Raw genomic sequence first — 16446 nt, forward strand, 5'->3', positions numbered from 1 at the left:
AGTGACTGTTCTCCCGTCTTAACCGTGAAACGTCTGGCCGGATTTGGCCATGTCGCGCAGTTTGGCTGTCGGCTCGTACAACTTGCCGAGATCGGCGTAGCGATCGCACAGCGCCACAAATTCGGCGACACCGAGGTCGTCGATGTACTTGAGCGCGCCACCACGGAACGGCGGGAAACCGATGCCGTACACCAAGCCCATATCGGCCTCGGCGGCGGTATCGACAATGCCGTCTTCCAGGCAGCGAACGGTTTCCAGACACATCGGAATCATCAGGCGATTGATGATGTCTTCTTCACTCAGTTCCTGCTGGTGCCCACGCACACTGGCGACCAGTTCGTGCGCCGTTTCATCGGAGACTTTCTTGGGTTTGCCTTTCTTATCGATCTCATAACGGTAGAAACCCTGACCGTTTTTCTGGCCGTAACGTTTCTCGTCGTACATCAACTGAATGGCGGATTTGAAATCCTGCTTCATGCGATCCGGAAAGCCTTCGGCCATCACTTCCTGAGCGTGCACGCCGGTGTCGATACCGACCACGTCCATCAGGTAAGCCGGGCCCATCGGCCAGCCGAATTTCTCCATGGTTTTATCGACCGCTTCGAAGTTGGCGCCATCACGCAGCAGCATGGCGAAGCCACCGAAATACGGGAACAGAATGCGGTTGACCAGGAACCCTGGGCAGTCGTTCACAACGATGGGTGTCTTGCCCATTTTCTGTGCGTAGGACACGACGGTTGCGATGGTTTCCGCGCTGGTTTTTTCGCCGCGAATCACTTCCACCAGCGGCATACGATGCACCGGGTTGAAGAAGTGCATGCCACAGAATTGTTCCGGCTTTTTCAGCGCCGTCGCCAGTTCGGTGATGGAAATGGTTGAGGTGTTGGACGCCAGCACCGCGCCGTCTTTCAACTGACCTTCGGCTTCGGCCAGCACGGCTTTCTTCACCTTGGTGTTTTCCACCACGGCTTCGACCACCACATCGACGTTACCGAAATCGCCGTACGACAACGTCGGGCGAATGCGGTTCAGCACGTCGGCCATACCGCGCGCATCCAGACGGCCACGATCAACCAGTTTGGCGAGCAGCTTGGCGGCTTCGTCCAGACCCAGTTGAATGCCTTCCTCAGCGATGTCTTTCATCAGAATGGGCGTGCCTTTATAGGCGCTTTGGTAGGCGATACCGCCGCCCATGATGCCAGCGCCGAGCACGGCCGCTTGTTTAACGTCTTTGGCTTGCTTGACGTGTTCTTTGGCGATCTTTTTGATTTTCTGATCGTTGAGGAACAGGCCAATCAGGTTTTCTGCGGTCAGCGACTTGGCCATTTTGGCGAAGCCTTTGGCTTCAATGGCGAGCGCCTTGTCCCGTTCAAAACTGGCGTGTTTCTGAATGGTTTTAACCGCTTCGACCGGCGCCGGGTAATGACGACCCGCCTGACCGGCGACGTAACCTTTGGCGGTTTCGAACACCATCATGCTTTCGATGTTGTTCAGTTGCAGCTTGCCCTTCTTCTGTTCGCGGCGGGCTTTGTAATCGACTTCGCCTGCGGCCAGACGGCCGAGCAGATGCAAAGCGGTATCGCGCAATTGATCCGGTTCAGCCACGGCATCGACTGCGCCAATTTTGAACGCATCGTCCGGGCGGTTTTCTTTGCCCGAGGCAATCCACTCGATGGCGTTATCGGCGCCGACCAGACGCGACAGACGCACGGTGCCACCGAAGCCCGGGTAAATACCCAGTTTGATTTCCGGCAAGCCGACTTTGGCTTTGGTCGACATCACACGGAAGTCGGCCGACAGCGCCATTTCAAAACCGCCGCCCAGTGCCAGGCCGTTGATCGCGACCACGGTCGGGAACGGCAGGTCTTCAAAAGCACTGAACAGTTCATTGACGGTGAGGATGTCGGCGATAACGCCGTCTTCATCCTTGGCAAACCACGTCAGGAACTCAGTGATGTCGGCACCGACGATGAAGCTGTCTTTGCCACTGGATACCAGCAGACCTTTGACGTCGCTGGCGGCCAGCGCCTGTGTCGCTTCGCCCAGTTCGTTCAAGGTGGCTTGGTTGAATTTGTTGACGGACTCGTCTTGCAGGTCGAACACCATTTCGGCCAGGCCGTTTTCCAGTGCTTCGACACGAATGCCCTTACCCTGATAGATCATCGATGCTCTCCGTTTGTATCGCTGCCCAGGTGACGGTTGGAATCCACACTCAGTGTCACTCTATGGCGACTGACTGCGTTTGAAAAAAGCCCGGTTATCAACCTTTACAGCGTCCGGTTATGGCGGAATCAAACACCAGTTTCAAACGATTGTTTGATTGTGGCGCCTACGATAGCCCCTGGTCGGTATAAGTCAACTGACGATGCTTTCGAGGTACCGTGTTTCGGTGGCTCTGGCGGTCGATTATGTCCGTTAGCGAGAGAGTATAGAGGCCAAACGCTGCAACGTTTCCCGAACCTCGGGTAATTGTTCAACGCGGCTTTCATCCCAACACACGCCGATGCCGTCCGCCTGAGCGTCAACCACGCTGTAGTGTTCGGGTAACTGACTCAGAAAACTGGCCAAGGCGTCGCGGTGGCTTTCGCGTACTCGCTGGTCATCCGCCCATACCCAGCCTTCCGGCAGGTAGGCGCTGGCGACACCGCTGGTGCGCAGCACAGTAAAAGCCGGTGCCTGATCACGAGAAAAGGCGTGCAGCAGACGGTACAGCGTGCGGAGTTCGCGTTTGCCGCCTACCCGACCGTCCACACTGGTGTCGGGCACCGCCAGGCTGTACAGCTTGAAGCCTTGCGCCAAAGCGGCCGACCGTACTTTACCCAAGCGCCGATCATGGGCGTTGGGCCGCAGCCACATAACGGCACCGGCCAACGTCAGCACTGCAAACAACACAATCAAATTAACCCACATAACATTGCTCCCTTTTCGTTGCCGTTTAGGCGCGTTCTTCCAATTCCGCCCAACGCTCAAAGCATTGTTCCAACTCGCCCTGGGCAACGGCCAGTTGATCAAGAATGCTTTGAGTCTGGGTGTGGTCGCCCTGATAAAAATCCGGCGCACTGATGGTGGCTTCCAGCTCGGCGATTTGCTGCTCCAAATGCTCAATCTGCCCCGGCAAGGCGTCGTATTCGCGCTGCTCTTTATAGCCGAGCTTTTTCTGGTTCGGCTTTTTCTGGCTCGGCTGGGGCTGGGCAGTCGGTGCCGGTTCTGACGCTGTAACGGCAGCTGATTTCGCTGGCGCGGCTTCGGTGCCTTCATCCGGCCACACACCGCCTTGCGCCAACCAGTCTTCGTAACCGCCGGCGTATTGGCGAATCACACCAGCGCCTTCAAACGCCCAGGTACGCGTCGCCAGCTGATCGATGAAATAACGGTCGTGGCTGACTAACAATAAAGTGCCATCGAAATCGCTGAGCCGATCAATCAACAGTTCCAGCGTTTCGATGTCCAGATCGTTGGTCGGTTCGTCGAGCACCAGAAAGTTGGCCGGCTGACTGAACAACCGCGCCAGCAGCAGACGGTTGGTTTCTCCGCCCGACAGTTGCCGCACTTGCATACGGGCGCGATCGGGCGTGAACAGAAAATCTTCCAGGTAGCTGATGACGTGCCGCTGGCGGCCGCCCAGGTCGAGAAAATCGCGACCTTCACCGACCGCATCGACGACACGTTGTTCCGGGTCCAACCCGGCGCGCGCCTGATCGAAATAAGCGACTTCCAAACGCGTGCCCTGCTCCACCTGACCGGCCGTCGGTTGCAGATCGCCGAGGATCAAACGGATCAGGGTACTTTTGCCGATGCCATTCGGGCCGAGCAACGCGATGCGGTCGCCGCGTTGAATCAGTGCTGAGAAATCCCGCACCAGGGTTTTGTCGCCATAAGCGAATTGGGCGTGGTCGAGCGTGACAACTTGTTTGCCGGACCGGCTGGCGCCTTCGATGGCGAAGTCGCTTTGGCCCTGACGATCGCGTCGTTCTTTAACATCTTGCCGCAGCGCCTTCAGCGCCCTAACCCGGCCTTCATTGCGCGTACGCCGGGCCTGAATGCCCTGGCGAATCCAGGCTTCTTCTTCAGCCAGTTTGCGATCCTGTGCGGCTCGGTGTTTGGCTTCTTCGGCCAGACGGGCGTCTTTGGCTTCCAGGTAGGCGCCATAAGGCGCGGGGAAATCGCTCAGTTTGCCGCGATCCAATTCGACGATGCGGGTGGCGACTTTGTCGATGAAGCGTCGGTCGTGTGAAACAAACACCAGGGTGCCGCTGTAGTCGATCAGGAAGTCTTCCAGCCATTCAACCATGGCGATGTCGAGGTGGTTGGTTGGTTCGTCCAGTACCAGAATGTCGGGCTGGCTGATCAGCGCACGCGCCAACAGCACACGCCGACGCCAACCGCCAGACAGCGTTTTGAACGGCACACTGCCGTCGAGTCGCAGGCGCGTCAGAATGGCGTCGAGTGTCGACTGCACCTGCCAGCCGTCCTGACGTTCAATTTCGTGTTGCAAGCGATCCAGCTTCGCCAGATCGGGGGCTTCGCGCGCACTTTCCAGATCGTAATCGTGCAACGCCTGGCCGAGCCCACCCAGCCCTTCGAGCACAACATCACGCACCGGGCGGTCATCGCCAGTTGGCAAATCCTGCTGCAAATGCGCCAGCCGCGTGCCTTGGCGACGGCGGATTTCGCCGTCGTCCACCACGCGCTGATCCAACAGCAAACTCAATAACGTCGATTTGCCAGCGCCGTTCTTACCGACCAGACACAACCGATCCCCCGCCTCCAACGTCAGATTGGCTTGGTCCAACAGGGGGGCCGCGCCTAAAGCAAAACTGACGCGATCGAAAACCACCAGGCTCATGCAGAGTCCTTTATAAAATTCATTATTGATATTGGCGGAAAAGCCCACACGGGGCGGTTCGGCCTTACTTTTGGCACTATGGGGCGAGCAATGCTTCCCTTAGTGTCAGCGCTAATTTTCCCAGAGGTCATTTACCGTGGCAAAAAAACTCCCTACCGGTCCCCTTATCGCCATCGTTCTCGTAGTGCTGGCATTACTGTGGTTGTTAACAGGTTCCAATGACGACGAAGCCGCTGAGCCGACGTCAGCTGCCGAGAGCCAACCCAGTCTGATTCCCAACGTTCAGGTGCGTGATATGGACGCCCAGGGCGTACGTCGCAGCCTGACCATCAACGGTGTGACTGAACCCGATCGCAGCGTCGCCATTGCCAGCGAAACCAGCGGTCGTGTTCAGGAACTGCTGAAAAGCGCTGGCGATCAGGTTGCAGACGGCGAAGTCATTGCCCGTCTCGACCCGCGCGATCTGAACGCTCAGTTGCGCACTGCCCGGGCCAACCTGGAACAAGCGCGTCTGGAATACGAAGGTGCGCAGCGTCTGGGCAACCAGGGTTTGCAGAACCGTTCGCAACTGGCCGCTGCCGAGGCTGGCTATCAAAGTGCCCAGGCACAAATGGAAGCGCTGGAGCTGGCGTTGCGTGACACTCAGATTCGCGCGCCGTTTGCCGGTGTTCTGGAAAGCCTGAACCTGGAAGTCGGCACCTTCGTATCGCCCGGTCAAAGCGTGGCGGAAGTGTACGACTACGACCCGATGCGTGTCGTCGGCCAAGTGCCGGAAACCGATGTGACTTTCCTGCAAGCCGGCCAAAGCGCCACGGTTGAACTGGTCACCGGTGAGCAACTGATCGGTGAACTGACCTTTGTCGGTACCGTCGCCAACCCGGCTACGCGTACGTTCAAAGTCGAAATCTCGGTTCCGTCCAGCCCGAAAAACCTGGCTGGCGCCACCGCCAAAGCCACCATCATGCTGGCTGAACAAAGCGGCCACTATGTTAGCCCGGCGTTGCTCAACATCAGCGATGAAGGCCAGTTGGGTCTGAAAACCGTCGGTCGTAACAATCACGTCGAGTTCACCCCGGTCACCATCGTTCGTTCCGATACCGGTGGTGTGTGGGTGACTGGCCTGCCCAGTCGCGCGCGCCTGATTGTTGTCGGCCAAGGCTTTGTGAATGCGGGCGACGTAGTAAATCCGGTCGCCGTCGGTGACAGCAATCTGGCATCCGGACAGTAACGGGAGAGCTTCATGATCGGTTTTATTCAAGCGGCTTTAAGCCGCGTCCGGACAGTGATGCTGTTTTTCGGGTTGATCTTCGTCAGCGGTCTGGTGGCCTTGATCAACATCCCGAAAGAAGCGGATCCGGACATCACCATTCCTTACGTCTATGTCGGTACCGGCCTGGACGGTATTTCTCCGGAAGACGCCGACCGGCTGCTGGTGCATCCGCTGGAAAAAGAACTGGAAGGCATTGAAGGCCTGAAAGAACTGGTCAGCACTGCCAGCGAAAGCCGCGCGTCTTTCCAGTTGGAATTCGACATCGATTCTGACATCGATGCTGCGCTGGATGACGTTCGCGAAGCAGTCGACCGCGCCAAAGGTGAACTGCCGGCCGATGCCGACGAACCGACGGTGTTGGAAATCAACCTGTCGCAGTTCCCGGTGCTGAACGTCTCGCTCGCCGGCCATGTCGATGACCGTGTGTTGTTCCACATCGCCGACGAACTGCAAACCGAACTGGAATCCATCCAGGGTGTGCTGGAAGCGCCGATTCAGGGCATCCGTGATGAAGTCGCAGAAATCATCATCGATCCGTCGAAGATGGCCAGCTACAACATCTCGCAAAGCGAGTTGGTGCAGTTGGTGTCCAGCAACAACCAGTTGGTGACAGCGGGCAGCATGGACACCGGCGCGGGCCGCTTCTCCATCAAAATTCCCGGTCTGATCGAAACCGAAAACGACATCCTCGATCTGCCGGTGAAAGTCGATGGCGATACCGTTGTGCGTTTTCGCGACATCGCTGTCGGTCAGCGGACTTACAAAGACCCGGATTCGTTGTCTCGCGTGAACGGTCAACCGGCGGTGACGCTGGAAATCGTCAAACGTTCAGGCGCCAACATCATTGAGACCATCGGTCTGGTCAAAGACAAGGTCGAAGAAATTCGTGCCGAATGGCCCGATGAAGTGGTGGTCACTTATACCCAAGACAACTCAGTGATGATCGAGCAACAGTTGAACGACCTGTTCAACTCGGTGCTGCTGGCAACGCTGCTGGTGTTCATCGTTATCGTTTGGGCTTTGGGTGTGCGCAGCGCCATCCTGGTTGGCCTGGCGATTCCGGCGTCCTTCCTCGCCAGTATGCTGGTGCTGTCGGTGCTCGATATTTCGTTGAACATCGTCGTGTTGTTCTCGCTGATTCTTTGTGTCGGCATGTTGGTGGACGGTGCCATCGTGGTCACCGAATACGCCGACCGACGCATGGCCGAAGGCGCGCATCGCAAGAGCGCCTATCGCGAAGCGGCAACCCGTATGGCCTGGCCGATCGCGGCCTCTACCGCCACCACACTGGCGGTGTTCATGCCGCTGCTGTTCTGGCCGGGTATTGCCGGCGAGTTCATGGGCTTCCTGCCTAAGACCGTCATCATTACTCTGTGCGCCTCCCTGGTTATGGCACTGATTGCGGTGCCGGCGTTTGGCACGCTGTTTGGCAAAGCCGTGCACGTATCTGAAGAACGCAAACGCGGTATGGACGCCATCGACCACGGCGATTTGAGCGAAGTGCGCGGCGGCCTGGGTATCTACATCCGCTTCCTGCGTCGCTTGCTGAAACGACCGCTGATGGCCTTGGGTCTGGTAGCGGCGGTGATTGTGTTGATCATCGTGCTGTTCTCGATCCGTTCGACCAACGTGGAATTCTTCCCGAACATCGACTCAGAGTTCGGCGGCATTGTGGTCAAGGCGCGCGGCAACCTGTCGTTGCAGGAACGCGATGCGCTGGTCAAGCAAGTCGAAGCTCGTGTTCTGGGTATGGAATCGGTTAAGACCATCACCACCACCGTTTCGGCGGTACCGGGTCGTACCGACTCAGAAGACACCATCGGCTCGCTGATGATGGAATTTGTCGACTGGCAACACCGCCCGGGTTCCGACACCGTGTTGCAACAAGCGGTGGACCGCGCGTCAGACATTCCGGGTATCAAAGTCGAATCGCAAGTGCCGCAGATGGGACCGACCACTGGTGTCGATATCCAGATGCAGTTCTTCGGCCCGACACGTGAAGCCCTGTATGGCACCGTTGATGCCGTCGTGCATCGACTGAGCCAGGATGAACGCATCCAGGCGGTCAACGACAATCGTCCGTTGGACGGCTTGGAATGGCTGATCGACGTCGATCGCGAAGCCGCCAGCCGTTTCAACGTCAGCCTGAACGCCATCGGCTCGGCCGTGCGTATGATCACGGACGGCGTACAGCTGGGCTCATACCGCCCGAACGACGCTGACGATGAAGTCGACATCCTGATCCGCTATCCGTTTAACGGTCGCGACCTGGAACAAATCGATGAATTGACCGTGACCTCTAACGGCGGTCAGGTACCGATCAGCAACTTCATCACCCGCACCGCTCAGAACAAGCAAGGCGATATCTACCGGACTGACGGCCGCATGACCGTTAACGTGGACATCAACCTGCGTGATGGCGAGCGTGTTGACCTGATGATTCAGGAAATCCAGAAATCGCTGGAAGCTGCCCGTTCCGAAGGCCAATTGCCGGCCGGCGTGGACTATCGCTTCACTGGCGACCAGCAGGAACAAGCCGAAACCATGGCGTTCCTGGGCGGTGCCTTCCTGGTAGCCCTGTTCGTGATGGTGATCATCCTGGTGACCCAGTTCAATTCCTTCTATCAGACCTTCCTGATCATGTTGGCGATTGTGCTGTCTACGGTCGGCGTGATGGTTGGCATCATCATCACTGGCGCCAGCTTCGTGGTGGTGATGAGCGGTGTGGGCATCATCGCGTTGGCGGGTATTGTGGTGAACAACAACATCGTGTTGATCGACACCTACAACGTCATTCGCAAGCAAGGTGTGCCGGCCATGGATGCCGCCCTGATCACCTGTGCTCAACGTCTGCGTCCGGTGTTGCTGACCACGGTCACCACCATTCTGGGTCTGTTGCCGATGGTGTATCAGTTGACCATCGACTTCTTCGCCCGCTCGGTAACCGTCGGCGCGCCGTCGTCGCAGTGGTGGACCGCCCTGGCAACCACCATTGCTGGTGGCTTGTTGTTCGCGACCATCCTGACGCTGATCTTCACCCCCTGCATGTTGATTCTGGGTGAGCGCGCTCAGGAATATCTGGCGCAACGTCGCAGCCGGACCGCCGCCAGCCTCGGCTGATCGACACCGCCCGCTCGTCTGCTCAGGCCCGCGCGTAAAAGCGCGGGCCTTTTCTTTTCAGAATCCGAATAAATGGCTAGTCTGAGCACCATCATCTAACGCCCGTCGAAACGCCGCGTCAGGCGCAAAACCACGGGCATTGTTTTTGTTGATTGGTTGTTGTGAGGCTTGTGGACATGAACGCAACGCGGATGCGCATGCTGATTGTCTTCTGTCTGGCCGGTACCCTACCCGTCCTGACGGTGGATGCATCTTTACCAGACAGTGAATTTCTGCCGGACAGCAACGCCCTGACCGAAAGCGAATTTCTGGAACAAAGCCACACCGCTGCGGCCGACTACGCCTTGCTGCTGCAACGCATTCAAAACGACGACATCAGTTTTGCCGAACTGAACGACTGGCAAGACCATCCGCTGTTCCCGCATCTGATCACCCACTGGGCCATGCGCCACCCGCAAGACATCGACCTGGACTGGTTCATCGTTCGTTTATTGCAGCCCGAGTGGAAAGCCGCCGGCTGGGAATTCCGCCAGGCCTGGATGGAAGAATTGGCGCGTCGTGAACGCTGGGCCGATTACATTGGCTTCGACTTGGCCTGGTCGGGTGCGGGCCACCCGTGCCGACGTTTCCAGGCCCAGCAGGCGTTAGGGCAGCCAGTGCCAGACGAGCAACTTCGACAGCTCTGGCTGACCGGCGATTCCCTGCCCGCCCATTGCGACCCTTTTCTTGATCGTCTGCGCCAGGACGACGACTACAACGAACTCGTCTGGCAACGTCAGCTACTGGCGTTTCACGCCCGCAACAGCCGCATGGTGCGTTACCTGAACGATCGTTACGACGATCCGCAATGGCGTCAGCGCGGTCAGCGCCTGCGCGCCGTCTACTTAAGCCCGGCCGGTCTGTTCAACCAGCCTTACGATCCGGACGTTGAATGGCAGCGTGACCTGGCGTTGGCGGCCATCGACCGGCTGGCGTATCGCGACCCGCACATCGCGTCCAACCTATGGGTCGAACTGATCAAACAGACGCCCCGGTTTACCCAGCAAGAGGTTCAGCAAACCTCGCATTACCTGGGTGTCGCCATGGCTAAGCTGGCGTTGCCGCAGGCCGACTACTGGCTGGGTATTGCCGACCCCAATCGCGACGACAGTGAAGTGCAGCATTGGCGGCTGCAAATAGCGCTCGCCGACAACAATTGGTTGCAAGTCGCCACCCTGTTCCGCTCGCTCGACCCAACGCTGCGCGAAGACGGCCAATGGCGTTACTGGGCCGCGCTGGCCGACCAGCACCTGGGCCTGGCCGGAAATGCGGAGCAGCAACTCGCCGTTCTGGCTAAAGAACGCTCTTATTACGGTTTTCTCGCCGCGGCCGCCTTGGGCACGCCGGCGGATTTAAACCTGGACGAAGCGCCGGTCATTCATTCGCTGCAACCCATGATTCAGCGTCCGGCGCTGCAACGGGCGTTAACGCTGTACGCCGCTGGCGACATCGTGCGCGCACAAATCGAATGGAACCTGACGTTAGATGGCTTCGATGCCCGGCAATTGATGGAAGCCGCTCAACTGGCGCAACGCTGGCAGTGGTATCACAAGGCGTCACAGACGGCGGGTATGAGCGGACGTTATGGAGAATTGAGCCTGCGCTACCCGACGCCGTTTGCGGATGTCGTCGGGCAATTGACCGAATCTCCGTCGGTGCCGCGCCACTGGCTCTATGGCGTGATGCGTCAGGAAAGCCACTTTATGACCCAAGCCCGCTCACCCGTTGGCGCGCGCGGCCTGATGCAACTGATGCCGTATACGGCGCGCGGCCTCGCTATCAAATCCGGTCTGAATTACCAAAACCCCGAGGATCTGGACGATCCGACGCTCAACATCACGCTCGGTCGGAATTATCTGGACCAGATGCAGCGCCGCTTTGGTGGGCCGGTCTACGCCACCGCAGCTTACAACGCCGGCCCAAGCAGGGTCGCCAGTTGGGTAACGCGGTATCCGGCGGACCTGCGTGTCTGGGTGGAATCAATTCCGTTCGATGAAACGCGCAACTACGTCAAATCGGTACTGACCTTTGCGCAAATCTACGCCATGCGCGACGGCGAAGATTGGACGCTCGCCAGCTGGCTGAACGCGCCCGATCTGGCAACGCTGACCGACGCCCCTTAAGCGCTCAATCCTGCAACCGGGCTTCGTCGCCGACACGAAGCTCGGCCACACCGCGCGCCACCGCGTTCACGCCAAAAATAGTCTTGCCGTTGAAGCGGCTGTGCGCTTTCAGCGCATCGGCCATGTCGCGTTGATAACTGCCTACGTCCTGATCGACCGCCGGAATGCTGCAACGCTCGCAAGGCTTGAGCAGGTCCAGATGGCCCTCCGCTAATTCCAGACGACCCAGTTCCAGTTCCCGGTCCATCGGCAGCCCCTCGACCACCAGATTCGGCCGGAAGCGACGCATGTCGAAAGCGACGCCGGCGCGCTGGTTCAGTTCATCCAACGAGGTCTGGTTGCACAGCAACAACGGATAGCCATCGGCAAAGCCAACGCGTTCGTGATCCAAAGCAGCCGGGTCGGGAATGCGACGCTGAGGCTGATCACCGACGTAGACCAGTCGCAGTGGCTGGCCCAGCTTGGCGCTGAACAAATCCGACAGTTCAGTAGAGACTTCCCAGCCATCCAGGGTGTCTTTCCAGACGGTCACGGCAGTGGGCTGTTGCGCAGCGACGGTTCGTGCCAGCTCACAGCGGTCACCATCCGGTGCGGTGATGCGATAGCCGTTGGTCGTCGCCTCAACGCCAAAGCGCGCCAGATGCGGCATATCACGCTGGCTGACAAAGCGGCCTTTGGCGTTGACCAGCATCCAGCGGCGATCATCAATGGCACCGGCGGCGTCCAACCGCAGACGATCAACCTTCAGGCCAGGCAGAGATTTGATGGGGTAATGGTACAGAGCGGTAATGCGAACGGAATAAGACATGGCGGCTTCACCGGGCGGGAAAGCGCCTCATTCCAGCAAAGCCGAACGGCGCGTGCAAGCGCCGTTTAAAGATCGCCAGCAACGCGCTTGCGAACCAGATCCGCCAGTTGCTCCGGCTGGAATTTCGATAAAAACGCATCGCAGCCGACTTTCTTAGTCATCGCCAGGTTAAAGTCACCCGACAAAGACGTATGCAGCGCTACAAACAGATTTTGCAGGCGGCTGTCGGCGCGTACCTCGGCGGTCAGACGGTAGCCATCCATGCGCGGCATTTCAGCGTCGGTGACCAGCATCAGCACGCGGTCTTCCAGCGGGCCGTCGGTTTCATCCGCCAGCCGGCGTAATAACTCCAACCCCTGTGCGCCGTCGGTGGCCTGGTGCACTTTCAAACCCATGGATTCGAATGTCACCCGCGCCTGGCCCAACGCCGTGTGGGAATCATCAACCATCACCACTTCGCGGCCGCGAATCTGGTCGACCATCTCGTCGTCCAGGTAGCCATCGCGCAGATAGGCGTTCATCGGCACGATTTCCGACAACACCTTCTCCACGTCGATGATCTCAACGATCTGGTCTTCATGGTGGGTAATGGCGGTCAGGTAATGGGAATGACCGGCACCGGCTGGCGGTGGCAGCACTTCTTCCCAGTTCAGGTTGACGATGCGATCAACACCGCCGACCACAAAGGCCTGAACGGTGGAGTTGTATTCGGTAACGATGATGGTGGAGTTTTCGTCGTGTTTGATCGGGCTCAGGCCAATGGCCATGCTCAGATCGACCACTGGCACCGACCGGCCGCGCAGGTAGACCACCCCAATCACCGCTGGATGCCGTTGCGGCATCATGGTGAGCTTGGGCAAACCCAGCACTTCCTGCACTTTGAACACGTTGATGGCGTAGATCTGGCGGCCTTTTAACCGGAACAACAGAATCTCAAGTCGATTCTGCCCCACCAGATTGGTTCGGCTATCGACATTTTTCAGCACACTCGACATCAGATACTCCGGTTATTCCGATTGGGGTAACAACCCACCCTGTCGTTATCGGCCAAGTTTAGTCGAGATTGACGAAATATGCGCTAGTTCACACAAACGCAGGTCGTTGCATCCAGATTGACGACCGAACCAGGGCGTGACAACGGCAGCCAATCGTCCACCAGACTGTTCGATTGGGCGCAGGTCAGCCCGCTGCTGTAGGCGCCCAGATAGCGGAGTTGGCCGTCGGCGCCGGTCAACGCGATCATCGGCCCGGGCGAGGCCGGCGGCAGCCCCGGCAGAGGCGTCGCCAGATTGGCGGCAATAAAGGGCGTGCCCAATTGGTACGGCTGATAGCCCAGCGCCAGGCCTTCTTCACTCAAGGTGGAGGCGTGGCCGGCGGCCATAAAGCGGCATAAACAGCCGGTTGGCATCCAATGCAGCATCGCCGGGTGCGTCAGGTCGTCGCGACTGTCGATCCATTCCTGCCAGTCGGCGCTCCAGCGCGACACGTCCGGTACCGTTCGACCCAACCAATTCAGATGAGTCTGGCGAAACCAGAGTGTTGCCAGTAACACGACCAACACTGGCAACAGCCACCATAACCAGCGCCGATTACGCACCTTCACGACTGATCACCGTTTTGAAGGTATTGCTGAACGTCGTCCGCCGTGAACGGCCAGCCCAGATCGGTGTCGGTGCCGCCCGCCTTCAAAACCGGAATACGCACACCGTATTGATCAATCAGCGCATCGCTGCTGGCGATATCGACAACTTCCCAGCGCAATGCCAGCGCCTGCAACAAGGCCTCAGCCTGCTCGCACAGGTGGCAACCAGCGGTGCTGTACAGCGTTAAACGGGGTTCAGAGGTGGGCAAAGCTACAGCGGGATCAGAAGAAGACACGGGCCGTTCCAATGGGAAAAACGGCCCTATTGTAGAAATCCAAAAGCGCTTTACCAGCCGTTTTATCCGACTGGTGGCTGCAACCAGGCCTGTAGTCAGGCTTTGTTAGCGGAGTTGCTACCAGAGCCGGCTTTGTCAGTCGCTTCGCCGCCAAACAGCGACTCCAGGAACTGGCTCAGTTGACCGTCGTTGCGCGGGTGGTTGCTCAGTGCATCGACCAGGCCGAACTCGGAACCCAGGCTGTCCATCCAGCGTTGCTGGGCTTCCACCATGTCACGCGCGTATTGGCGCAACGGCTCCAGACCGCGCGGCAGGCTTTGGCCTTCGCCACCGGCTTGCTGATAAGCAGCCACACCCTTAGCTTCGACCGAACGCAGGTGCAGGTTCATCGACGCCAGGCTGGTGCCTTCAATGCTCAACGCCTGCGCCTGCTGGAAGGCAACACCCAGATCGCCATCGTAGAATTCTTCCGCCAGATCACCGACTTCTTGCAGCAGTGCGGTCAGGTCTTCTTTTTCCTGATCGTTCAGATCGCCCTCAATGCGCAGATCGAACTGGCCGGATTCCACCTTGCCCCAGCTCAACGCCGACCAACCGTCGCCGGACGATTGTTCCGCCGCAGCCTCAGTGCGTTTGTCGACATAGATCGTCACCTTGTCGCCTTCGGCCGTGGTGACGTCCAATGAGAAGGTACGCTGTTCGTACTGGTACATGCTGATGCGGCGGTTGGCCGCGCCGGTTGCCGGGGCGCTATCTTCGCTGCGCGCCACCGGAGCGTTCAGATCGCGCAAGGCCAGTACGTCTTCCAGACGGCTGTAGGCGTCGTCAATCTTGCCTTTCAGCGCACCGTCCAGCTTGCCCATCGATTCAAGAATGTCGCGCGCTTCCCCGAAACCTTTCTCGATGCCTTTTTCCGCGGCGGCCCACATCTTGTCCATTTCAGCATCGGACGCGCCACTGGACTGCGCCTGCGCCAAACGACCGCGCATGTAACCCCAAAGGTTATCGACCAGCTCATCGACATTGAAATTAGCCGCTGCGGACGATGACGCCGAACTTGCGTCGGTTTTCGCCGGCGCATTGACCGAACGGGCCACACCCGGTTCCGCTGGCTGCGACGAGCCGGACCGTTGGTAGCCATTAATGGTAGGTGTCAGACTCGACAGATTAGACAGTGCATTCATTGGGCATTCCCTCCCGGTACAACCGGCACATGCTTGAAGACCTGATATCCAATCTGCTAACGGCGGCTTTGCCACGAACTTGAGTGTGCTTTTGTAAAGCCGGGGATTATCAAAATTCCATCATCAATGGCGTTGGATTATTGAGGATAACGTCGTATGATCGCCGGGCTTCAGGCTCAACTCGACCGATTAGAGGCCAGTCATGGCGAGACTCGATTCGCTGATCATCTTTACCACCGTTGTCAAAGCCAACAATTTCACCAACGCCGCGCACCAATTGGGCTTAACGCCGTCGGCCGTCAGCAAGCAGATCAGCCTACTGGAAGACCGCCTCGGTGTGCGATTGTTGAACCGCACCACCCGCTCGGTCAGCCCGACCGAAGCCGGTCAGCTGTTCTTTAACCGTTGCAGTCGGATTCTCGAAGACCTCGAGGAAGCCGAGCACATGGTTAAAGACCTGGAGACATCGCCGCGCGGCACCTTACGCATCACCGCCACGCCAACCTTCGGCCGCTCCATGCTGATGAAGATCTTCTCCAAGTTCCTGGAGCAGTACCCGGATGTGAATTTCGATCTGATTCTGGCCGACAAAGGCCTGGATCTGGTGCGCGAAGGCATCGACCTCGCCATCCACCTCGGCTCGCTGCAAGACAGCCGTCTGGTCGCCCGCCCGGTCGCCAAACAGAAAGTGATTCTGACAGCGACGCAGGAATACCTCGACAAACACGGCCTGCCGCAACAATTGGGCGATCTGTACGATCACCACATGCTGATGGCATCGGGCATCGACTTCGCCGAACCGCGTTGGATAAAACGCTTTTTGAAAGAAGCCGGTCTGCAAAACAAAGACCGCCGCTTCACGGTGAATGATCTTGATACGCTGGCCGAAGCCACCACCAACCACATGGGCATTACTGCCCTGCCGTATTACATGGTGCGCGAAGAACTAAGCAGCGGTCGCATGGTGCATGTGCTGCCAGACATCACCTTCCCCAGCCGTACCATTCACGTGGTGTACCCGGAAAACCGCTATCTCTCCGCCAAGAGCCGCGCCTTTGTCGATTTTATGGCGGCCTATTTTGAAGAACACGATCTGGATAAAAACGGTTAATAGCGTTTCGATCATCCACAAAAAAACGGCCAATTGGCCGTTTTTTTTTGTTTGGGTGCTGCGCTGA

12 protein-coding genes are annotated in these 16446 nt (G+C 58.3%); 4 read left to right on the forward strand and 8 right to left on the reverse strand.

Annotated elements, in window-relative coordinates; all coding sequences use genetic code 11:
• Positions 1-18 precede the first annotated feature (18 nt).
• From fadB to DW349_RS09345, 3 genes are all read right to left on the reverse strand, one after another.
• Positions 19-2163 (reverse strand): fatty acid oxidation complex subunit alpha FadB, encoded by a 2145-nt coding sequence (gene fadB / locus DW349_RS09335; protein ID WP_108125363.1) that lies wholly within the window; start codon positions 2161-2163, stop codon positions 19-21.
• 252 nt (positions 2164-2415) lie between these two features.
• Positions 2416-2910: a hypothetical protein gene (locus DW349_RS09340; RefSeq protein WP_108125364.1), complete on the reverse strand. Its 495-nt coding sequence runs from the start codon at positions 2908-2910 to the stop codon at positions 2416-2418.
• Between the two features lie 25 nt (positions 2911-2935).
• On the reverse strand, positions 2936-4846 hold the full coding sequence (locus DW349_RS09345; RefSeq protein WP_108125365.1) for an ATP-binding cassette domain-containing protein: 1911 nt from the start codon (positions 4844-4846) through the stop codon (positions 2936-2938).
• 184 nt (positions 4847-5030) lie between these two features.
• Here DW349_RS09345 and DW349_RS09350 point away from each other — a divergent pair, with 184 nt between their 5' ends.
• From DW349_RS09350 to DW349_RS09360, 3 genes are all read left to right on the forward strand, one after another.
• The gene (locus DW349_RS09350; RefSeq protein WP_108125366.1) at positions 5031-6074 is read left to right on the forward strand and encodes an efflux RND transporter periplasmic adaptor subunit; all 1044 of its coding nucleotides are present in this window, start codon (positions 5031-5033) and stop codon (positions 6072-6074) included.
• Positions 6075-6086: 12 nt separating this feature from the next.
• The gene (locus DW349_RS09355; protein WP_108125367.1) at positions 6087-9236 is read left to right on the forward strand and encodes an efflux RND transporter permease subunit; all 3150 of its coding nucleotides are present in this window, start codon (positions 6087-6089) and stop codon (positions 9234-9236) included.
• Between the two features lie 176 nt (positions 9237-9412).
• Positions 9413-11398, forward strand: coding sequence for a lytic transglycosylase domain-containing protein (locus DW349_RS09360; protein ID WP_108125368.1), 1986 nt, complete (start codon positions 9413-9415; stop codon positions 11396-11398).
• Between the two features lie 4 nt (positions 11399-11402).
• Here the strand turns inward: DW349_RS09360 and DW349_RS09365 are convergent, their stop codons facing one another.
• From DW349_RS09365 to DW349_RS09385, 5 genes are all read right to left on the reverse strand, one after another.
• Positions 11403-12206, reverse strand: a complete 804-nt coding sequence (locus DW349_RS09365) for an MOSC domain-containing protein (RefSeq protein ID WP_108125369.1) — start codon at positions 12204-12206, stop codon at positions 11403-11405.
• Between the two features lie 65 nt (positions 12207-12271).
• Positions 12272-13201, reverse strand: a complete 930-nt coding sequence (locus tag DW349_RS09370; protein ID WP_108125370.1) for a chemotaxis protein — start codon at positions 13199-13201, stop codon at positions 12272-12274.
• Positions 13202-13284: 83 nt separating this feature from the next.
• Positions 13285-13809 (reverse strand): DUF6436 domain-containing protein, encoded by a 525-nt coding sequence (locus tag DW349_RS09375; protein WP_108125371.1) that lies wholly within the window; start codon positions 13807-13809, stop codon positions 13285-13287.
• Positions 13806-14084 carry a glutaredoxin family protein gene (locus tag DW349_RS09380; protein ID WP_232819311.1) on the reverse strand — a complete coding sequence of 93 codons (279 nt, stop codon included), beginning with the start codon at positions 14082-14084 and terminating at the stop codon, positions 13806-13808. Before DW349_RS09380 ends, DW349_RS09375 begins: the two co-directional genes overlap by 4 nt.
• A 95-nt stretch (positions 14085-14179) precedes the next feature.
• Positions 14180-15268 carry a DUF5610 domain-containing protein gene (locus DW349_RS09385; protein WP_108125372.1) on the reverse strand — a complete coding sequence of 363 codons (1089 nt, stop codon included), beginning with the start codon at positions 15266-15268 and terminating at the stop codon, positions 14180-14182.
• Positions 15269-15470: 202 nt separating this feature from the next.
• On the opposite strand from DW349_RS09385, the gene DW349_RS09390 reads away from it, so the two are divergent.
• Positions 15471-16379, forward strand: a complete 909-nt coding sequence (locus tag DW349_RS09390; RefSeq protein ID WP_108125373.1) for a LysR family transcriptional regulator — start codon at positions 15471-15473, stop codon at positions 16377-16379.
• The last annotated feature ends 67 nt before the right edge of the window (positions 16380-16446 follow it).

The sequence above is a fragment of the Saccharospirillum mangrovi genome (assembly GCF_003367315.1).
Lineage (GTDB): Bacteria > Pseudomonadota > Gammaproteobacteria > Pseudomonadales > Natronospirillaceae > Saccharospirillum > Saccharospirillum mangrovi.

Excerpts from the sequence above, each read along its gene's own strand:
- DW349_RS09390 (WP_108125373.1), top strand. The coding sequence starts at position 15,471 with ATGGCGAGACTCGATTCGCTGATCATCTTTACCACCGTTGTCAAAGCC.
- DW349_RS09385 (WP_108125372.1), bottom strand. The coding sequence starts at position 15,268 with ATGAATGCACTGTCTAATCTGTCGAGTCTGACACCTACCATTAATGGC.
- DW349_RS09370 (WP_108125370.1), bottom strand. The coding sequence starts at position 13,201 with ATGTCGAGTGTGCTGAAAAATGTCGATAGCCGAACCAATCTGGTGGGG.
- DW349_RS09345 (WP_108125365.1), bottom strand. The coding sequence starts at position 4,846 with ATGAGCCTGGTGGTTTTCGATCGCGTCAGTTTTGCTTTAGGCGCGGCC.
- fadB (WP_108125363.1), bottom strand. The coding sequence starts at position 2,163 with ATGATCTATCAGGGTAAGGGCATTCGTGTCGAAGCACTGGAAAACGGC.
- DW349_RS09340 (WP_108125364.1), bottom strand. The coding sequence starts at position 2,910 with ATGTGGGTTAATTTGATTGTGTTGTTTGCAGTGCTGACGTTGGCCGGT.
- DW349_RS09365 (WP_108125369.1), bottom strand. The coding sequence starts at position 12,206 with ATGTCTTATTCCGTTCGCATTACCGCTCTGTACCATTACCCCATCAAA.
- DW349_RS09355 (WP_108125367.1), top strand. The coding sequence starts at position 6,087 with ATGATCGGTTTTATTCAAGCGGCTTTAAGCCGCGTCCGGACAGTGATG.
- DW349_RS09360 (WP_108125368.1), top strand. The coding sequence starts at position 9,413 with ATGAACGCAACGCGGATGCGCATGCTGATTGTCTTCTGTCTGGCCGGT.